The organism is Vibrio sp. JPW-9-11-11, assembly GCF_013369335.1.
In the GTDB taxonomy this organism is placed as follows: domain Bacteria; phylum Pseudomonadota; class Gammaproteobacteria; order Enterobacterales; family Vibrionaceae; genus Vibrio.
The window spans coordinates 299072-314150 of record NZ_SZQJ01000005.1 but is presented as its reverse complement, the minus strand read 5'-3'; the positions used below and the strand labels follow the sequence as shown (position 1 = coordinate 314150).

Below are 15079 nucleotides of genomic sequence, written 5' to 3'. Positions count from 1 at the left end.
GTTTTCTCATCTAATGGAAGCAACGCAAGCTCAGTGCCAACTTGTAATCTTGTTTAACTTATTGTTTTAATTGGATATAAATTCAATGGCGTTTATGTTGAGGACTATTTCTCAATTTGATAATCAGATTGAGAGTGATGAGAAAAGTACACATTGAGTAATTGGGGGAGGACAGATTGCGAGGAGTACTCGGTGGTGATTGTTGATTTTGCAATATGTTGAAGGGCTAACTGCTCGGCAGGAGGTAAAGCTAAGTAATGCTGCAGGTGTTGATTTAAATCCTCGAGACTTTCGCCGATAAACCCATTGACTTGGTGCTCTATTAAGTACGGGATGTTACCTACATTCAAGCTAACAACGGGAATACCGCGTGCCATGGCTTCAAGCGCTGTCAGGGGGAGGCCCTCGTAGCGTGAACAAATGACCAAAACTCGAATTTTTGGCCATACCGTCGCCATGTTCGCTTGATGTCCATGAAAACGCACGTTGTGCGCTTGTTGTTTAGAAAGTGTTTCCTGCATAGGGCCCGCTCCATAAACATCGAACTCTAGTGATGGGTTAAGTCGAGCGAGCTGCATAAATCGATCGGGGGCTTTTTCAGGGCTGAGCCTGCCAACAAAAGCGATCTGCGTGCCTTGCACAATCTTGTCATCAGGAACGGCGACAAAGTTATTTAAAAGCAAGGTTTCAGATGGGATTTTGGCCGCGATTTGGTTGCTGACGACAATCGCACGATCGGAGAACCACGCACTATAGCGGTCAATTAAGTCATAGAGCCAAACTTTACCTTGCGGTGTTTCCCCTGCGTGATAGGTCGTCACTTGGCGTACACCGGTGATGAGCCGAACTAACTTACCCAATAAACTGGCTTTGTAACCGTGGCAATGAAGTACAGCAGGTTTGTTTTGCTTTATTCGGTGTATCAGTTCATAGAGATAGTGTCTGTGGTTGTCGAGATACTCGACTTTTATCTGCGCTTGCTGCAATTTATCGACTAGCAGGCTGGATGTTTGATAATGACGCAACAGTAATACTGTCACCGGGACGTTGAAGGCTTTAAGGCCCATGGCTAACTCGAGTAGGTGGGTCTCTATACCACCGAAAGTTAGGCTATCCACCAATAACCACACTGGTTTAGACGAGTTGCTGCTCATCTTCTGCTTCCCACGCTTGTTTTTTACGGTACACTGTTGAAGGACTGAGCTCGAGCAACACCGCAGCATTAAGCACATTACCTTCACAGTAGTCGATGGCTTGCTGAATAGCTTCGCGTTCAATCTGCCACATCGGCCTAATCGGTGTGGCTTGTGCACGTGGATCATTCGGAACTTGTGGTGCGTCGTCACTAACATTTGTCTCTGTGGACGGAGCATAGTCTGCGCTCGCTGTTACGCGCTCATGAGCAAGGTCGTGACTTTCGGTGAAAGGTTTTGTTCGTTTGTTGCTCGTCACTTGCTGAGGCAGGTGTTGTAACCTTAAATGGGTATCTTCATTGAGGACGACGATGTTACGAATGATATTTTGCAGTTGTCGCACGTTGCCTGGCCAGTTATAACGCTTTAGAGTCGACTCCGCATCACGATGGACCGCAGAGAATGTTTTACCATCTTCTTTTGCGTACACTTTAAGGAAGTGATTCGCTAAGGTAATGATGTCGTTACCACGGTCTCGAAGAGGGGGCATGTCAATCGGAACGACATGAACGCGATAGTAGAGATCTTCTCGAAAGCGGCCCGCTTCCACTTCGACTAAAGGATCGCGGTTGGTCGCGCAGATGATCCTAACGTCGACCTTAACCTCTTTGTTTGCGCCTAAAGGAGTGAAAGTGCCCGTTTGGAGAAAGCGTAGTAGCTTTTTTTGCATCTCGAGTTTCATTTCGCACAGCTCATCGAGAAAAAGTGTCCCACCAGAGGCCATCGATGCGGCGCCTTTGCGGTCAGCGGTGGCACCGGTAAACGCCCCTTTGACATGACCGAAAATCTCACTCTCCATCAAGTCTTTAGGGATCGCGCCACAGTTGATTGCAATAAAAGGTTTCTCACTGCGTTTGCTCTCTTGGTGAATGGCCTCTGCGCATACTTCTTTACCCGTGCCGCTTTCTCCGACGATGAATACGCTGGCAGAGGTAGGAGCCACGGCGTCAATGATCTTATAAACGCCTTGCATCGGAAGACTCGATCCGATAAAGCCATGAAAGCGATTACGATCAAATTTCGATTCGATATTCTCGACTAAGTTTTCTAGCTTCACTTGCTGCAAGTGAAGCGCGATGGATGTTTTTAACCGATCGGCATTGATGGGTTTTTCTAGAAAATCTTTGGCGCCTTTTTGCACCAAGTTCACCGCAAGATCGACAGAACCATGCGCAGTAGCGATCACCACCGAGGTCGGAATTTGATTTTCGTTGATCCAATCCAAGATTTGTTCGCCGTCCATATCGGGTAGCTTTAAGTCAAGGATCACCAGTTGAGGGATGTTGCGCTCAATAAAAGCGATCGCTTCACGGCCGGTTTCTACGTGAAACAGATCGTAAGGTTCATCTTTCACATACTGCTTATAGAGAATTGCCAGTGAAGTTGAATCTTCGATCAATAATACTTTTGCTTTCATAACCAACGTCCTCTGTCTTAGCCTTTATTGTTGTGACGGCTCGCTAAATCCTTGTTGCTTGCGTAATGCCAGCGCTTGCAATGATTGGATTGCAGTATGTTCGAGTTGCTGCTTTAACTGATACGCTTGCGATGCACTTCCTTCTAAGCAAAGGTGTTCCATCTGCCGAGCCAGTCGCGATAAAGCACGATTGCCTAAAGCCAATGAAGAGCTACCCAAAGTGTGCGCTTCAAACTCAAGTGTTTCTTTGTCTTGCGTGTCTATCGCTTGGTAAATTTTATCAAGCCGCTGCTGTGATTCTTGCAAGTAGTGATCGATGAGCATGGGTATGATGTCCGCACTGGTGTCTTCGATCATCTGTTGAAGGACTGCCTCATCGACAAGGTCCAACATGGCATCGTCTGTCGATTGTTCATCTATTTCCTCATTATAAGGGATAGGTTGCTTATTGGATGTCACCATTTGGTCGAACCCTAGTTGTGCTGTAGTTGAGTGCTTATTTAAGAATAGATTAATTTTTTCAACCAGTTGTGAAAGCCTTAAGGGTTTGGATAAGTAATCATTCATACCTGCAGCAAGAAACTTCTCTTTATCACCGGCAAGAGAGTGCGCCGTGAGCGCAACGATAGGGAGGTTGGCGGTGTTTGAGTCAGCGAGCGCACGAATCGCAGCCGTGGCTTTCATTCCGTCCATTTTAGGCATGGAGATGTCCATAAAAATTAGGTCATATTGGTAGTTTTTAACCATTTCGAGCACTTCAATCCCATTTTGCGCAATGTCGATATCTAACCCCAGACGTTTGAACATTTCTCTAATCACGAGTTGGTTCGCGCGGTTATCTTCAGCCACTAAAATTCTTGCACTAGGAAACAGTAAAGGTCGTGCGTCTTCAGTGACCGACAGTGTTGCTAGCTCGTCGCAGAGAGGAAGACAGATATGAAAAGAGAAGGTGCTACCTGCGTTTGGTTTACTCTCTACACTAATATCGCCATCCATTAAATGACAGAGCCTGCGACAAATGGCCAATCCCAATCCAGAGCCTTCTTTGCTGCGCGAATAGGTTTGGTCGACCATAGTGAACTCGTCAAACAGATACTCGAGAGCATGTCTATCGATACCGATACCCGTGTCTCGAATTTCACATTGAAGTCGAACTTTGTTGTGGTTCAGTCGGCGACTGGCAATTTTAATGGTGACGCTACCCTCATGGGTAAATTTGAAGGCATTCCCCAGTAAGTTGAGCAGGATCTGCTTAACTCGATTTTGGTCTCCGCGAACGGTATCTGGTACATCGCCATCGAAGTAACAGTGCAGAACAAGATGTTGACTCACCGCGGCTGGTGAGAATGAATCGACCACACTTTCGACGCAGTGGCGAAAGTCAAACGGCTTGTCTTCGAGGATAAGAGTATTGGACTCCATACGAGTAAAATCGAGGATGTCGTTGATAACCGATAGCAAAAAATGACCCGACTCGGTCGCCGTTGAGACTAACTTACGCTGTTCCGCACTCAGTTCGGTTTCTTCAAGAATATTAAGAATACCCAGCACCCCATTCATTGGAGTGCGTATCTCGTGTGACATCGACGCGAGAAAGCGACTTTTCGAGTCGTTAGCTTGTTCTGCGCCTTGTCGGGCTTGCATCAAAAGGTGGTAATCTTTCTCGAGTTTGGCGGACATTTCATCGAAGGCTTGGGAGACTTGGCCAAGCTCATCTTTGCTGTGCTGTTTCAATTGAAATCCCGGCCCTTGTTCGCCCAGTGTTTTTACGGCGCTAGTGAGCTGAGTCAGGCGGCGGGTTAAGTAGGTTCCGAGCAAAAATGAAACCAGCGCGACTAACATAACCTCAATGATTGCAATACCGATGATCGCTTGTTGGGCTTCATCCAACATATTGTTGATCTGTGCAGTCTCAAACCCCATCTCGATGCGAGCAAAATATTGGTCGTTGCTGATGACCTCAGTGCTTAAGTCGTAAATGCCATCGTCAACGAAACTCAAGCTATCGTCAGCCGCGAACGGCCTTCTTAATAACCCTTCTTCCCCCGCCATTGCCATTGCTTTGCCGTTTCGTATTACCCTGACATAGGCAACATCTTCGAGCGTGATAAACTCGTTGACTAAGTCTTCGAGCGTCGCGATATCGGTCGATAGCACCGCATCTTTGGCAGCATGGACAAACATGACAGCGCTAGACTGGACCCGTTGAAGCAGTTGTTTCTCGTTAGACTCTGACATAAACCGCATCGCGCTGAAAACCAACACGATAAGAACACAGATTTCAATGAGCGCAATGCCTAATATAGTTTTTGAGCGAAGCGTCATGGCGTTCTCCTACGGGGCAAGTACGCGTATATCGAGTTGACGAACATCGTCCCAATCTCCATCAAGGGCTGATTGAAAGCCTTTGATTTTAAGCGGGTTCAGTAACGCTTGCCCTTGTGGGCTACTATCGAGCCCTGTTAGCGCATTTCTGAGTAGATCGACCTGCTTTTGATTAAGTCTAGGATGCGACGCAATGGCATGTGGGGTATAGCTTTGCGTGGTATGCAGTATCTTGAGTTGGGATTTGACCTCTTCAGTGAGTGCGGTAAAAGTACGCAGGACACCGCCACCCGCCGGATAAAACCCTTTAGCCACTGATAGGTAGACAGAATCATGTGAGGAGACGTAGTCGGATTGAACTCTCACGCCCGCGTTTTTTAAGTCTGCCTGAGTCAAAATCGTAGCGGCAAAAGCGGCGGGAGAGGGAAAAGCGAGAGTTTGATTATTGAGTGTTTGAATAGAGTCGGATGGATTCGAGCGCTGTGTCACTATGATGCCTTTAATTGTTTTGTCACGCGCTTTGGCAATGGCTCGATAACCAGGAGCTTGACTATATACAGTGTAGTGATAGGGATTCATGTAAGCGATGTCGTAGGTGCCTCTTGCAAGGCGCTGCTCAAACGTGGGGATGTCAGCGGCAGTCTGAAATTCTATCTCAAGCCCAGTGACTTCGCTCAGATGTGCCATTATGGGCACCCACTGCTGCGCTAAACGACTGGCTGATTGCTGGGGTACAACCCCAAACACCAACGATTGAGCGGAAACGGGAAGACCCCAAATGAGAGCGAGTAAGCCAATGAGAATCAGTTTCATAGCAGCACCTATGCAGATTGAACGAGGAACTCGTTAGTGAGTATTTTGTTTGCCCACTTTTCTCGCCAAGCTTTGGGAATAAAGCGCAACCGGTTAAGCTCGCGAACCATCTCTTCGGCGAGTGTGGCTTGCTGCTGTAAGTTGAGTACTGAACCTAACAGTGAGATACGCTCGCTACTGAGCATCTGTACCGCTTTCTCAAGCTGTCCACGGGAAGTTTTGCCGCCCATCACCACCAGCGCGGTGTGATCGCAAGCACTGGCAACGACTTGAGCTGGAATGTTACTGCGATTGACTTGCAGTAATGGCGAGGTGTCACAGATCACGCGGTCGAATTGAGTTAACCATTCCTCGATGATTTGGTTTAATTGGCCCGGATCTTTGTAGGCGAGCAGCGCTGGCTGGTTGTTAGGCACAGTAAGCCCGGTGAAGAGCTGGTGGGTGACCGCGTGCTCAATCAATCGTCCGACCTGTTGATCCGACGGTGAGCTGTTGGGAGCAATATCAATACATTCAAATGCAGGATGAAAGGTATTAAGGTCGACGACTAGCGTTTTGTGACCGGCCAAAAGATACCGTTCGGCGAGGGCAGAAACGATAGAAGTGACGCCGTCACCAGAATGGCACGCCGTAATACACAATGAGCGGCATTGCGCCATCTCTGCGGCGAGGTAGATTTGCTCAATTTCACTATGAGTCGCAGGAATCGTCATTACAGCGCTCCTATCAATACGATGGTCGTGGTGAGACGCAAGATATCTTCCAAGCCAACGCGTGCTTTTTCTAGAAAACTGTCGTTGCGGTCGGGTACATAGATAGTGTCGCCCGCGCGTAGAACAGGTAACTGATAGATATTGGCCGTTTTACTAAATGACACTAGGTCAAAGGTGCGAGCTTGTCCTTGGCAACAAGACATATTGACGATGGAAATCTTTTCCAGATAGGCGCGATCTGATGGACCGCCAGCTTCTGCTAATAGGTCAAGAACGGTCATGTTGTCGTCAAATACGTAGCGGCCAGGGCTGTTGACCGCTCCTAGTACTCGCACGGTCGACTCTTTCGAGCGATCAAGCCAGATCTTGTCTTTTTCAGGAATATAAATGGTATCGCCCATGGTCACTTTGGGAAGCAAGCTTTCGTCTCCGGTTTCAAAGTAGAGTGACAAGTTGAGTTTGCTCACTTTTGCGTAAGTTTTATCTCTATGGGTGACGCGAATATTGTGAATGTCGGCGTCTTTAGTCGGACCATCTGCGGCTGAAAGAATGTCTAAGAAGTGCATGTCTTGGGTAAAACGGTATCGTCCAGGCGCGTTGACTTGGCCAAATACATAGATAGAGGCATCTGAACTTTGACGTACCCATTGTGATTTATTGTCTGAAGGGTCTTGCGGTAAGTCATGCACACGGATGATCGCACCCGCACTGACCGGAGGAAGCTCTGAGCTTGGTGCGCCCGCGAGAATAAAAGTATCTAGGTTGAAGCTGTGGACCTGATTGCCCGCAGTGACAACCTCTATTTTGGAGGTGTCGGCTCTTAGAGTAGGGCCGCCAACATGGGCAAGAAGATCCATCAGATCCATTTCATCCGACCATTCGACACGACCTGGACGGACGACTTCACCTATGATGCTAACCGCACGGTCTGGTGCGATCTTCAACCAAGATTTCTCGTTCATATCGGTTTTTTCGGGCACAAAAATCGCGTCGCCTGCGCTAATCGCGGGCAGACCGTTGCGAGTTAAACCTTCCGTAAAGGCGGTCAGGTCAAATTTAACGATTTGCCCATTGGCTTTGATTATGCGTATTTGACGCGACTCTGCGTAACGAGTCGGACCGCCAGCATTGGCGAGAATATCCATGAATGATGCGTTTTTCTTGCCTTCGTAAGCGCCAGGCTGAGCGACTTCACCCATGATATAAACAACGTTAGCCCCCGCTTTGATTTCGTCTTCTTGTTTGGGTACAAAAATGGTGGTTCCAGGCGTTAAATTGGGAAGCAGCGATACATCACCGCTGTCTAAGTAGGTTTTGAGGTTAAACAGTTCCGGTTTGTTATTGGCGATGATGCGAATTTGCTCGACAGATGCGTAACGAGTCACACCGCCCGCACGCATGATCACATCGACTAAATCACTACTTGGTTTAAAACTAAACGAACCGGGTGCATTCACTTCGCCAAACACTTTAATTGCCGTGCGGCCATCACCACTGTCGCCCGCATCGGCTAGCTTACTGGCGTCAAACTCTTGCTCGATATTGCCCACCAAAGGTGACGCCGGGATAAACACGGTATCGAGAGAACGTAGGGCTGGGAGTAAGCTTTCATCACCCGTGTCGAGGAACGCTTTGTAATTGAAAATAATTTTCTCTTTACCACGTTTGATGAATAAGTTGTTTAGCTGGGCACCGGACCGTAAACCACCCGCTGCATGAATTGCCATTTGGATGTCAGCACTTTTCGCCAGCGTGTATTCACCTGGCGCGCTAACATAGCCTTGTATTGAGACTAAAATCTGTTGTTCTGCAATATAAATGGAAGCAGATGAGAGGTCGCGATAAACGTTAGCGAGCGACTCTTTCACTGCTTTCTCGAGTTGTGGCTCACTGTAACCCGCTACATACAGTGCACCTACTTCAGGGAGAGTAATACGGCCACGCTTATCAACTTGAAACCCTTTGTTCAAGCTGGGCTCTCCGGGGAGGTTCACTTGAATTAAATCCCCAATCTGAACACGTTCTTCATTAGCCAGTGCGAGCGACGATGCTAATAGCAGGGCGATAAGTAAGTTAATCCATCTCATCATAGCCTCCTTGACCTTGAGATACGTGATCTTCCTGGCTGTCCAAAACTTCGATACTCACGCGCCGATTGGTTAATCGGGTGGCTTCGGTATCGCCCTCATAAAGGGGGAGGGTATCGCCAACTGATAAGGTTTGAATTCGACTGGGCGCGAGGCCGAAGATGGTTAAATAGCGCTTCACCTGCTTGGCACGCCCCATGGCCAAGTCCGCATTGTAGGGGGCGCTTCCTACAGAATCTGCATGGCCGGTTACCGCGAGTTTTAAACTTGGGTGATCGATAAGAATGTTGGCCGCGCGGGCTAGTTGTCCCATGTACTTAGGGTTGATTTCTACGGAGTTAAACGCGAATTGGTTATCGACATTGAGTATGCTGTAGAGCTGATCGACGACCGCGAGTCGCTGTTGAAATGCGGTTTCATTCACAGGAGGGGCGCATCTTGCCTGCGACGTAACGTAATCGAGTTGTAACTCTAACTCGTTCAGACGTTTACGTTGAATAACCAGGTCGTTGGCTGCATCGAGTAACAACCCTCCTTCTAACTCACGTGCGATTCGATTCTGTTTTTCTACCGCTTGAACGACAGCAGCTGGGAAACACCATTTTGCTCCTTCACGTATGAGGGCATCAAGGTGAAGCTTGGCCAGTTGCCAATCAAAACGCAGCCCGTGCTCAGGGCCAAGCGGTTCGTCAGGCATGACTGGCGTAAAAGTGGACTCAAGATACTGTTCAGCAAGCCCACCTTGGCCATGATCGGGATGGCTCATACATCCGATGATGGAGAGCACGAGCATTATCTGAATGAGAAAGGGTAGGGTCCATTTCATGCCAACTTCCTTTGTTCATATTATTGTTTTTAGTACCTTTGCGAGTTCACGGGTATCGCTTGGTTAATGCGTAGTAGGTTGATGATTTCCAAAGGTTGCCCAGATGCATTCTCGATACGCATTGTACGTTGACGTTCAACCAGTCGCTTATACAAGTAAACAATAGCGCCTACACCAGAAGAATCGAGGAATTGCACTTGGCTAAAATCAATTTCGATATCTTGCGCAGTCTCATGAGCAATCAAGTCGTCAATATGTGGTTGGGCAAATCGGCTACCATCTGCATCCAAGTTACCTTTGATAAATAGAGTGATGTTGTTGGCGTTGGCTTGTTGTTTACGTAGTTCCATGACGGCTTCTCCTGTTAGGTTTGTTACATGAACAGCAGAGAGTGTGCCAAGTTTAATTGGTAATATATTCAGTATGTTAAGATTAAATTTGTCTATATTCTCATATTGAGAAAACCGCTTTCTCAATATGAGAGGCAGTCTTGGGAGAGAGCGGTGTTTACGGCAAACCCGCCTTTGGCTGCAACTGCGATGTTGTAAAACACGTATTCAGTTCGATTCGTTTCGTTTTCATTGCACGACCAAATCGTCACGCGCTATGAACTGTGAATTAATACCTATATCTATCGATAACAGGAACGACAATATGCAGATGCGCCTTTCCTACCTTGCCGTTGCCATGATGACACTACCGGTTAAAGCCGTTGAACGAGATATCGATCAGCCGCCAGTGTTTGCCCATATCACTCTCGCTAAAAATTACTCATCAGACATCAACCTCGGTCATTATTGGGTAAGTGAAAAGCTAGATGGTATTCGAGCGATATGGGATGGAAATAAACTCACGACACGTGGAGGAAAAGAAATTATCGCCCCTGATTGGTTTGTAGCTCCGTTGCCAGATTTTGCGCTAGAGGGGGAACTGTGGGCTGGGAGAGGAGAGTTTACCTTGGTTCAGACCACAGTACTCGATCAGAAGCCCAGTGACTCAGCATGGAGAAAGATTCGTTTAGTGGTGTTTGATTTGCCCAATAATTCAGGGAGTTATGCGCAAAGGTATACTCAGATAAAAGCGTATGTTGAGCGGACCTCACATTTGCACATTGATTACTTGCCTCAGAACCCGGTAGTTTCTGAGCCTGAGTTAATGCAGCAGTTAGCGCAGGTAACAGAGCAAGGGGGAGAGGGGCTGATGCTGCGTGATATGTCGAGTCACTATCATTCGGGTCGTCATGATAGCTTGTTAAAGCTCAAACAGTACCAAGACGCTGAGGCAACAGTAATCGGTTATAAAACGGGCAGTGGTAAGTACAAAAACCAAGTAGGATCACTGTTGGTCAAGTTACCGAGTGGGCTTGAGTTTTACATCGGTAGCGGGTTATCTGACGCGCTAAGACAATCTCCACCTCCATTGGGAACTCAGATCCAGTTTAGATACAACGGGTTAACGGATAATAATGTCCCACGCTTTGCTCGTTATATTCGTCAACGAGAGCACAACACTGATTAGATAATAGCAATAAGGCCAGATAACTGGCCTTATTGCTATTTGTTATTTGGTGGCGAGCAAGAGTTGCTGTTCGTCGCTTTGTTTGTGCAACCACTTTAAGCGCAAACCAAGTAATCCTGCAGCGGATGATAAACCGATAATAAAGCCAAACCAAAAGCCATGCGCGCCCATTGGCGCAACAATCCAATCGGTCATGGCCAATATGTAGCCCATAGGTAAACCTAGGATCCAATAGGCAATAAAGGTGCGGTTGAAGATGGCTGCCATATCTTTATATCCTCGTAACGCGCCCGCCGCCACCACTTGAATGGCGTCGGTCACTTGATAAACCGCGGCCAATACCAAAAGTTGCATCGCGAGGTCGATAACCGCTCGGTTGTCGGTGTAAAGCAGTGAGACTTGCTCACGAAAGAGTAGGGTGAGCATTGCCGTAACCAGTGACAGAGTGATGGCGACGATGAGCCCTACCCGAGAAGCAACCGTTGCACCATGAACGCTCTCTTGACCCAGTTTGTGGCCCACTCGAATACTGGTAGCGGCACCAATACTCATAGGTAGCATGAAAATCAATGACGAGAAGTTAATCGCGACTTGATGCGCTGCCACGACTAAAGGGCCTAGCGGTGCGACTAAAAGTGCCACCACCGCAAACAGAGTCACTTCAAAAAACAGTGCGGCCGCGACCGGAAAACCGAGTTTGAACAGTTTGATTTGCGCTTTAAAATCCGGTGCGTGGAACTGCTCAAACAGGTTGACTTTAGCGAGCCTTTGCGAAGTCACGACATAGAAAAACAGCAGTCCAAACATAATCCAATAGACAATCGCTGTGGCGACACCACAGCCCACACCACCGAGCGCTGGCGCGCCGAGCTTACCGTAGACAAACATCCAGTTGAGCGGGATGTTGAGCACTAAGCCAATAAACCCAATGATCATGGCGGGTTTGGTCAATGACATACCATCGGTCAAACTGCGTAATGCTTGGAAAAGCAAAAAAGCGGGAACCGCAAACATGACCGCATTCATGTAGCCAATGGTCTTATCTGCCATCAGAGCTTCGACATCCATGACGTTGAGGATGTTTTCAGTCTGCATCAGAACTAAACAGGTTGGCACCGAGAGCAACAGCGCCATGGTAATACCTTGTTGAATTTCAAACGGCACTTTATGTTGACGACCAGCTCCGTTCAGTTGAGCCACGACGGGAACTAAGGCCATCAGTAGCCCGATACCAAATAGTATCGTGGGTAGCCAAATACTTGAGGCAATAGAGACCGCAGCCATGTCGGTTGCACTCACGCCTCCTGCCATCACGGTATCAACAAACCCCATTCCTGTTTGTGCCACGGATGCGATCAATACTGGCGTCGCAAGTTTGATCAATTGGGTGGCTTCATTCTTATAATGTTGCAAGTAGGTAACTCCGATATGACGACTAGAAACAAGCAGCGTTTCCATACTCCGAGCACTGAGTACGCTGAGAAAAACGTTGTGTCGGATAATAAAGAAATGTCACACTAAACACCATGAAAAACTCACAGGAAGCAGCGAATGTTTACCGGTATTGTTCAAGGAATGGCACAAGTTGTTGCTATTGAAAAAAAAGAAAAGTTTCAAACGCATACGTTAAAACTCGATGGCGAAATGAAACAAGGGCTCACGATTGGTGCTTCGGTTGCACACAATGGGTGCTGTTTAACGGTTACCCGTATCGAAGACAATCTGGTCGACTTTGATTTAATGCAAGCAACGCTCGAGCTCACTAACCTTGGGCAATTGGTCGTCGGCGATAGTGTTAACATCGAAAGGGCGGCTAAATTTGGCGATGAAATTGGTGGCCACTCAATGTCAGGTCACATTGCAGTCATTGCTGAAGTCACTAAGGTGGTTGATTCTCCGAACAATCGAACTATCTGGTTCGAATTACCATCGGAGATGATGAAGTATGTGCTGGCTAAAGGCTATATCGGGCTAGACGGTTGCTCGCTCACCATAGGAGACGTGAGCGGCAATCAGTTTTGTGTTCACTTGATCCCAGAGACGCTGAATCGAACCTTGTTTGGCAGCCGAGCCGCTGGAGATAAGGTAAACGTAGAAATCGACCCTCAAACGCAGGCGATCGTTGATACTGTTGAGCGCGTGTTAGCGCAGCGCGCTCAATAGGAATCTCGCCAATGCAGACTAAAAGATTTGCTCGTCGTCTGCGTCAACAAAGAGCTCTATCGTGTCTCGCTGTTCATCTACGTTCATACTTAGGTGAATAGCGTTGCAACAGGCTGGGCAGTCATCATAGAAATTTTGACTGCCATTCGACGCATCAAGAGTAATGCCAATTGAGTGACCGCAGTGCGGACAAGCAACCATCTTTTCTGTGTAATTCTTCATAATTCTGTCCTTTACATCTTCAACAAACAGTAGGCGATACCAGTAGCCTTGCTTTTAAGCTCGCTTCACTTTAATACTAAGTGGAGAAGTTAGTGTTAGGTATGAATTAAGTATAAAACATGATTTAGGTAAGGAATTTCATCCGTGACAAAGGGAGAAATCACCTTTCTCGATAAATTGAGTTGACACGGACTATGTAAGATAATGTAACTCGTTGTTACATATGAATAATTTTTCACTAGAATGACAGAATTCGCTTGATCATTTTATCGGCTTGATCCAAGTAATGACCGCCAAATTGATTGTAGTGATTGAGTAGATGGTAAAGGTTGTAGATATCTTTACGTTCACTGTAGGAGAACTCCAACGGCATGACGCTTTCGTAACCTTGGTAAAACTCCGGCTGAAAACCTTCGAACAGTTCGGTCATGGCGATATCACACTCTCTATCGCCCCAATAACAAGCGGGATCGTAACAAATTGGTCCTACAACGGAGTTGGCGACATTGCCGTGCCATAGATCACCGTGTAACAACGAGGGTTTGGGTTGGTGGGTTGCGAGGCGCTGATGAACAAGTTGGGTAAACTCATCGATGTCGACAAGATGGATGCCTTTTTCACGCATGAGTTGTAGTTGCCAGCCGATGCGTTGCTCTGCAAAAAAGCGGGACCACTTTTTATCCCATTTGTTGGGCTGAAGGGTGGCGCCAATGTAGTTGTCTTGGTCAAAACCGTACTCTTTTTGCTCCCCCCACATGTGTAAGCGGGCGAGTTGTTGACCAAACGCATAACTGTTTTTGTTGTCATCCAGTGGTTTGGTGGGCAGATAATTGAGGATGATAAAGGAGTGACTTTTGGATGTGCCCGTCAAAATCAGTTCTGGTACAAAGACCGTATTGCTCTCGCGTAGAATACGGATATTTTCAGCTTCGATTTCAAACTTATTAATAAAAGAACGGTTGTTCACTTTAACGAAATAACGTTGTTGACCATCCGAGATCATATAGCACTCACTGATGTCCCCACCGTCGACTTTCTCTTTTTCGTTGATTTGGAAAGAGAACAATAAAGTGTCTGAAAGCTGCTTTGCAATGGCTTGCCACATAATTCATTCCATCATCCGAGTCAGTTAATCACAGTGTAGATGATCGTTTGTGGAGATACTGGTTCTTACTGCAAAAAATTCAATCGTTTAACTTAAATACGAGGTTACACTTTTAAAGTGTGACTTAGGTCTCTGGATAGCATCTTATTCACCTGATGCGACCATCAACTTGATATTTTTGAGAAGCTTTCAAACTTTTCCCTCTAACTTGTGTTAGGTTTTGTAAGTAGGCCTTGATTTAAAATGTCGTTTTGATCAGCAACGCTATTGAGTTAGGTTGTGTAAACTCCTTGATATGTCTTAGTATTAAAGGTGTAAATCGACGGCACGTACCAAATGGAGAAAAACTGTGGTTGTTGAAACCGATGGTTATCTAGCTCTTATTGAGCACTTAGCTTTCAACCTAGATGTATTCGCTTCGGAAGAGGGCGAGATAGGAACAGAGAGCGTCGAAGACGTCGTGACTGATATGGTTGCGAGCAATATCATGGCTATTTTTGAGCAAAACCCAGAGCTTCACTCAAGTGTACGTTTTCAGTTACTCAAAGAGGCCGACTCCGTCGTAGAAGATCTAGGAGAAGTCTTGGCTGGTGTTTGGGGCAAACCCGCCACCAACGAGCAAATTCGCTTTTTAGACGAATACATTGCATTAGTGAAAAACCTTTTTGATACCGCGGTCGCTAAATACGACTAATCC

14 protein-coding genes are annotated in these 15079 nt (G+C 47.0%); 3 read left to right on the top strand and 11 right to left on the bottom strand.

Annotation, left to right across the window (positions count from 1 at the left end; translation table 11 throughout):
- Positions 1-104 precede the first annotated feature (104 nt).
- Genes FCU94_RS07270 through FCU94_RS07235 form a run of 8 tightly spaced genes read right to left on the bottom strand, consistent with a single transcriptional unit; the run spans position 105 to position 9724 of the window.
- The gene (locus tag FCU94_RS07270) at positions 105-1154 is read right to left on the bottom strand and encodes a glycosyltransferase family 4 protein (protein WP_176287875.1); all 1050 of its coding nucleotides are present in this window, start codon (positions 1152-1154) and stop codon (positions 105-107) included.
- Positions 1135-2610: a sigma-54-dependent transcriptional regulator gene (locus tag FCU94_RS07265; RefSeq protein ID WP_176287874.1), complete on the bottom strand. Its 1476-nt coding sequence runs from the start codon at positions 2608-2610 to the stop codon at positions 1135-1137. Before FCU94_RS07265 ends, FCU94_RS07270 begins: the two co-directional genes overlap by 20 nt.
- A gap of 24 nt (positions 2611-2634) precedes the next feature.
- Positions 2635-4935 (bottom strand): ATP-binding protein, encoded by a 2301-nt coding sequence (locus FCU94_RS07260; RefSeq protein ID WP_176287873.1) that lies wholly within the window; start codon positions 4933-4935, stop codon positions 2635-2637.
- A gap of 9 nt (positions 4936-4944) precedes the next feature.
- A complete protein-coding gene (locus FCU94_RS07255) occupies positions 4945-5748 on the bottom strand; it encodes a phosphate/phosphite/phosphonate ABC transporter substrate-binding protein (protein WP_176287872.1) in 804 nt (267 codons plus the stop codon).
- An 8-nt stretch (positions 5749-5756) separates the two neighbouring features.
- A complete protein-coding gene (locus FCU94_RS07250) occupies positions 5757-6461 on the bottom strand; it encodes a chromosome partitioning protein ParA (RefSeq protein ID WP_176287871.1) in 705 nt (234 codons plus the stop codon).
- Positions 6461-8548: an SLBB domain-containing protein gene (locus tag FCU94_RS07245; protein ID WP_176288350.1), complete on the bottom strand. Its 2088-nt coding sequence runs from the start codon at positions 8546-8548 to the stop codon at positions 6461-6463. Before FCU94_RS07245 ends, FCU94_RS07250 begins: the two co-directional genes overlap by 1 nt.
- A complete protein-coding gene (locus tag FCU94_RS07240; protein ID WP_176287870.1) occupies positions 8535-9374 on the bottom strand; it encodes an OmpA family protein in 840 nt (279 codons plus the stop codon). The genes FCU94_RS07245 and FCU94_RS07240 overlap by 14 nt, the downstream gene beginning before the upstream one ends.
- Before the next feature lie 29 nt (positions 9375-9403).
- Positions 9404-9724: an STAS domain-containing protein gene (locus FCU94_RS07235; protein ID WP_176287869.1), complete on the bottom strand. Its 321-nt coding sequence runs from the start codon at positions 9722-9724 to the stop codon at positions 9404-9406.
- 304 nt (positions 9725-10028) lie between these two features.
- Here FCU94_RS07235 and FCU94_RS07230 point away from each other — a divergent pair, with 304 nt between their 5' ends.
- A complete protein-coding gene (locus FCU94_RS07230) occupies positions 10029-10892 on the top strand; it encodes a DNA ligase (protein ID WP_176287868.1) in 864 nt (287 codons plus the stop codon).
- Positions 10893-10934: 42 nt separating this feature from the next.
- Here the strand turns inward: FCU94_RS07230 and FCU94_RS07225 are convergent, their stop codons facing one another.
- Positions 10935-12305 (bottom strand): MATE family efflux transporter, encoded by a 1371-nt coding sequence (locus FCU94_RS07225; protein ID WP_176288349.1) that lies wholly within the window; start codon positions 12303-12305, stop codon positions 10935-10937.
- Positions 12306-12443: 138 nt separating this feature from the next.
- On the opposite strand from FCU94_RS07225, the gene FCU94_RS07220 reads away from it, so the two are divergent.
- Positions 12444-13055 (top strand): riboflavin synthase subunit alpha, encoded by a 612-nt coding sequence (locus tag FCU94_RS07220; protein WP_176287867.1) that lies wholly within the window; start codon positions 12444-12446, stop codon positions 13053-13055.
- Between the two features lie 18 nt (positions 13056-13073).
- Here the strand turns inward: FCU94_RS07220 and FCU94_RS07215 are convergent, their stop codons facing one another.
- Both FCU94_RS07215 and FCU94_RS07210 read right to left on the bottom strand, forming a co-directional pair.
- Complete coding sequence (locus FCU94_RS07215; protein WP_176287866.1) at positions 13074-13277, bottom strand: CPXCG motif-containing cysteine-rich protein; 204 nt, start codon at positions 13275-13277, stop codon at positions 13074-13076.
- Positions 13278-13515: 238 nt separating this feature from the next.
- The gene (locus FCU94_RS07210; protein WP_176287865.1) at positions 13516-14382 is read right to left on the bottom strand and encodes a fructosamine kinase family protein; all 867 of its coding nucleotides are present in this window, start codon (positions 14380-14382) and stop codon (positions 13516-13518) included.
- A 349-nt stretch (positions 14383-14731) separates the two neighbouring features.
- On the opposite strand from FCU94_RS07210, the gene FCU94_RS07205 reads away from it, so the two are divergent.
- Positions 14732-15076: a DUF3802 family protein gene (locus tag FCU94_RS07205; RefSeq protein WP_176287864.1), complete on the top strand. Its 345-nt coding sequence runs from the start codon at positions 14732-14734 to the stop codon at positions 15074-15076.
- Positions 15077-15079: the final 3 nt, after the last annotated feature.

What these genes read in the sequence shown, in the direction of transcription:
- FCU94_RS07220 (WP_176287867.1), top strand. Translation starts at nt 12,444, where the DNA reads ATGTTTACCGGTATTGTTCAAGGAATGGCACAAGTTGTTGCTATTGAA.
- FCU94_RS07260 (WP_176287873.1), bottom strand. Translation starts at nt 4,935, where the DNA reads ATGACGCTTCGCTCAAAAACTATATTAGGCATTGCGCTCATTGAAATC.
- FCU94_RS07215 (WP_176287866.1), bottom strand. Translation starts at nt 13,277, where the DNA reads ATGAAGAATTACACAGAAAAGATGGTTGCTTGTCCGCACTGCGGTCAC.
- FCU94_RS07240 (WP_176287870.1), bottom strand. Translation starts at nt 9,374, where the DNA reads ATGAAATGGACCCTACCCTTTCTCATTCAGATAATGCTCGTGCTCTCC.
- FCU94_RS07250 (WP_176287871.1), bottom strand. Translation starts at nt 6,461, where the DNA reads ATGACGATTCCTGCGACTCATAGTGAAATTGAGCAAATCTACCTCGCC.
- FCU94_RS07265 (WP_176287874.1), bottom strand. Translation starts at nt 2,610, where the DNA reads ATGAAAGCAAAAGTATTATTGATCGAAGATTCAACTTCACTGGCAATT.
- FCU94_RS07210 (WP_176287865.1), bottom strand. Translation starts at nt 14,382, where the DNA reads ATGTGGCAAGCCATTGCAAAGCAGCTTTCAGACACTTTATTGTTCTCT.
- FCU94_RS07245 (WP_176288350.1), bottom strand. Translation starts at nt 8,548, where the DNA reads ATGAGATGGATTAACTTACTTATCGCCCTGCTATTAGCATCGTCGCTC.
- FCU94_RS07270 (WP_176287875.1), bottom strand. Translation starts at nt 1,154, where the DNA reads ATGAGCAGCAACTCGTCTAAACCAGTGTGGTTATTGGTGGATAGCCTA.
- FCU94_RS07255 (WP_176287872.1), bottom strand. Translation starts at nt 5,748, where the DNA reads ATGAAACTGATTCTCATTGGCTTACTCGCTCTCATTTGGGGTCTTCCC.
- FCU94_RS07230 (WP_176287868.1), top strand. Translation starts at nt 10,029, where the DNA reads ATGCAGATGCGCCTTTCCTACCTTGCCGTTGCCATGATGACACTACCG.
- FCU94_RS07235 (WP_176287869.1), bottom strand. Translation starts at nt 9,724, where the DNA reads ATGGAACTACGTAAACAACAAGCCAACGCCAACAACATCACTCTATTT.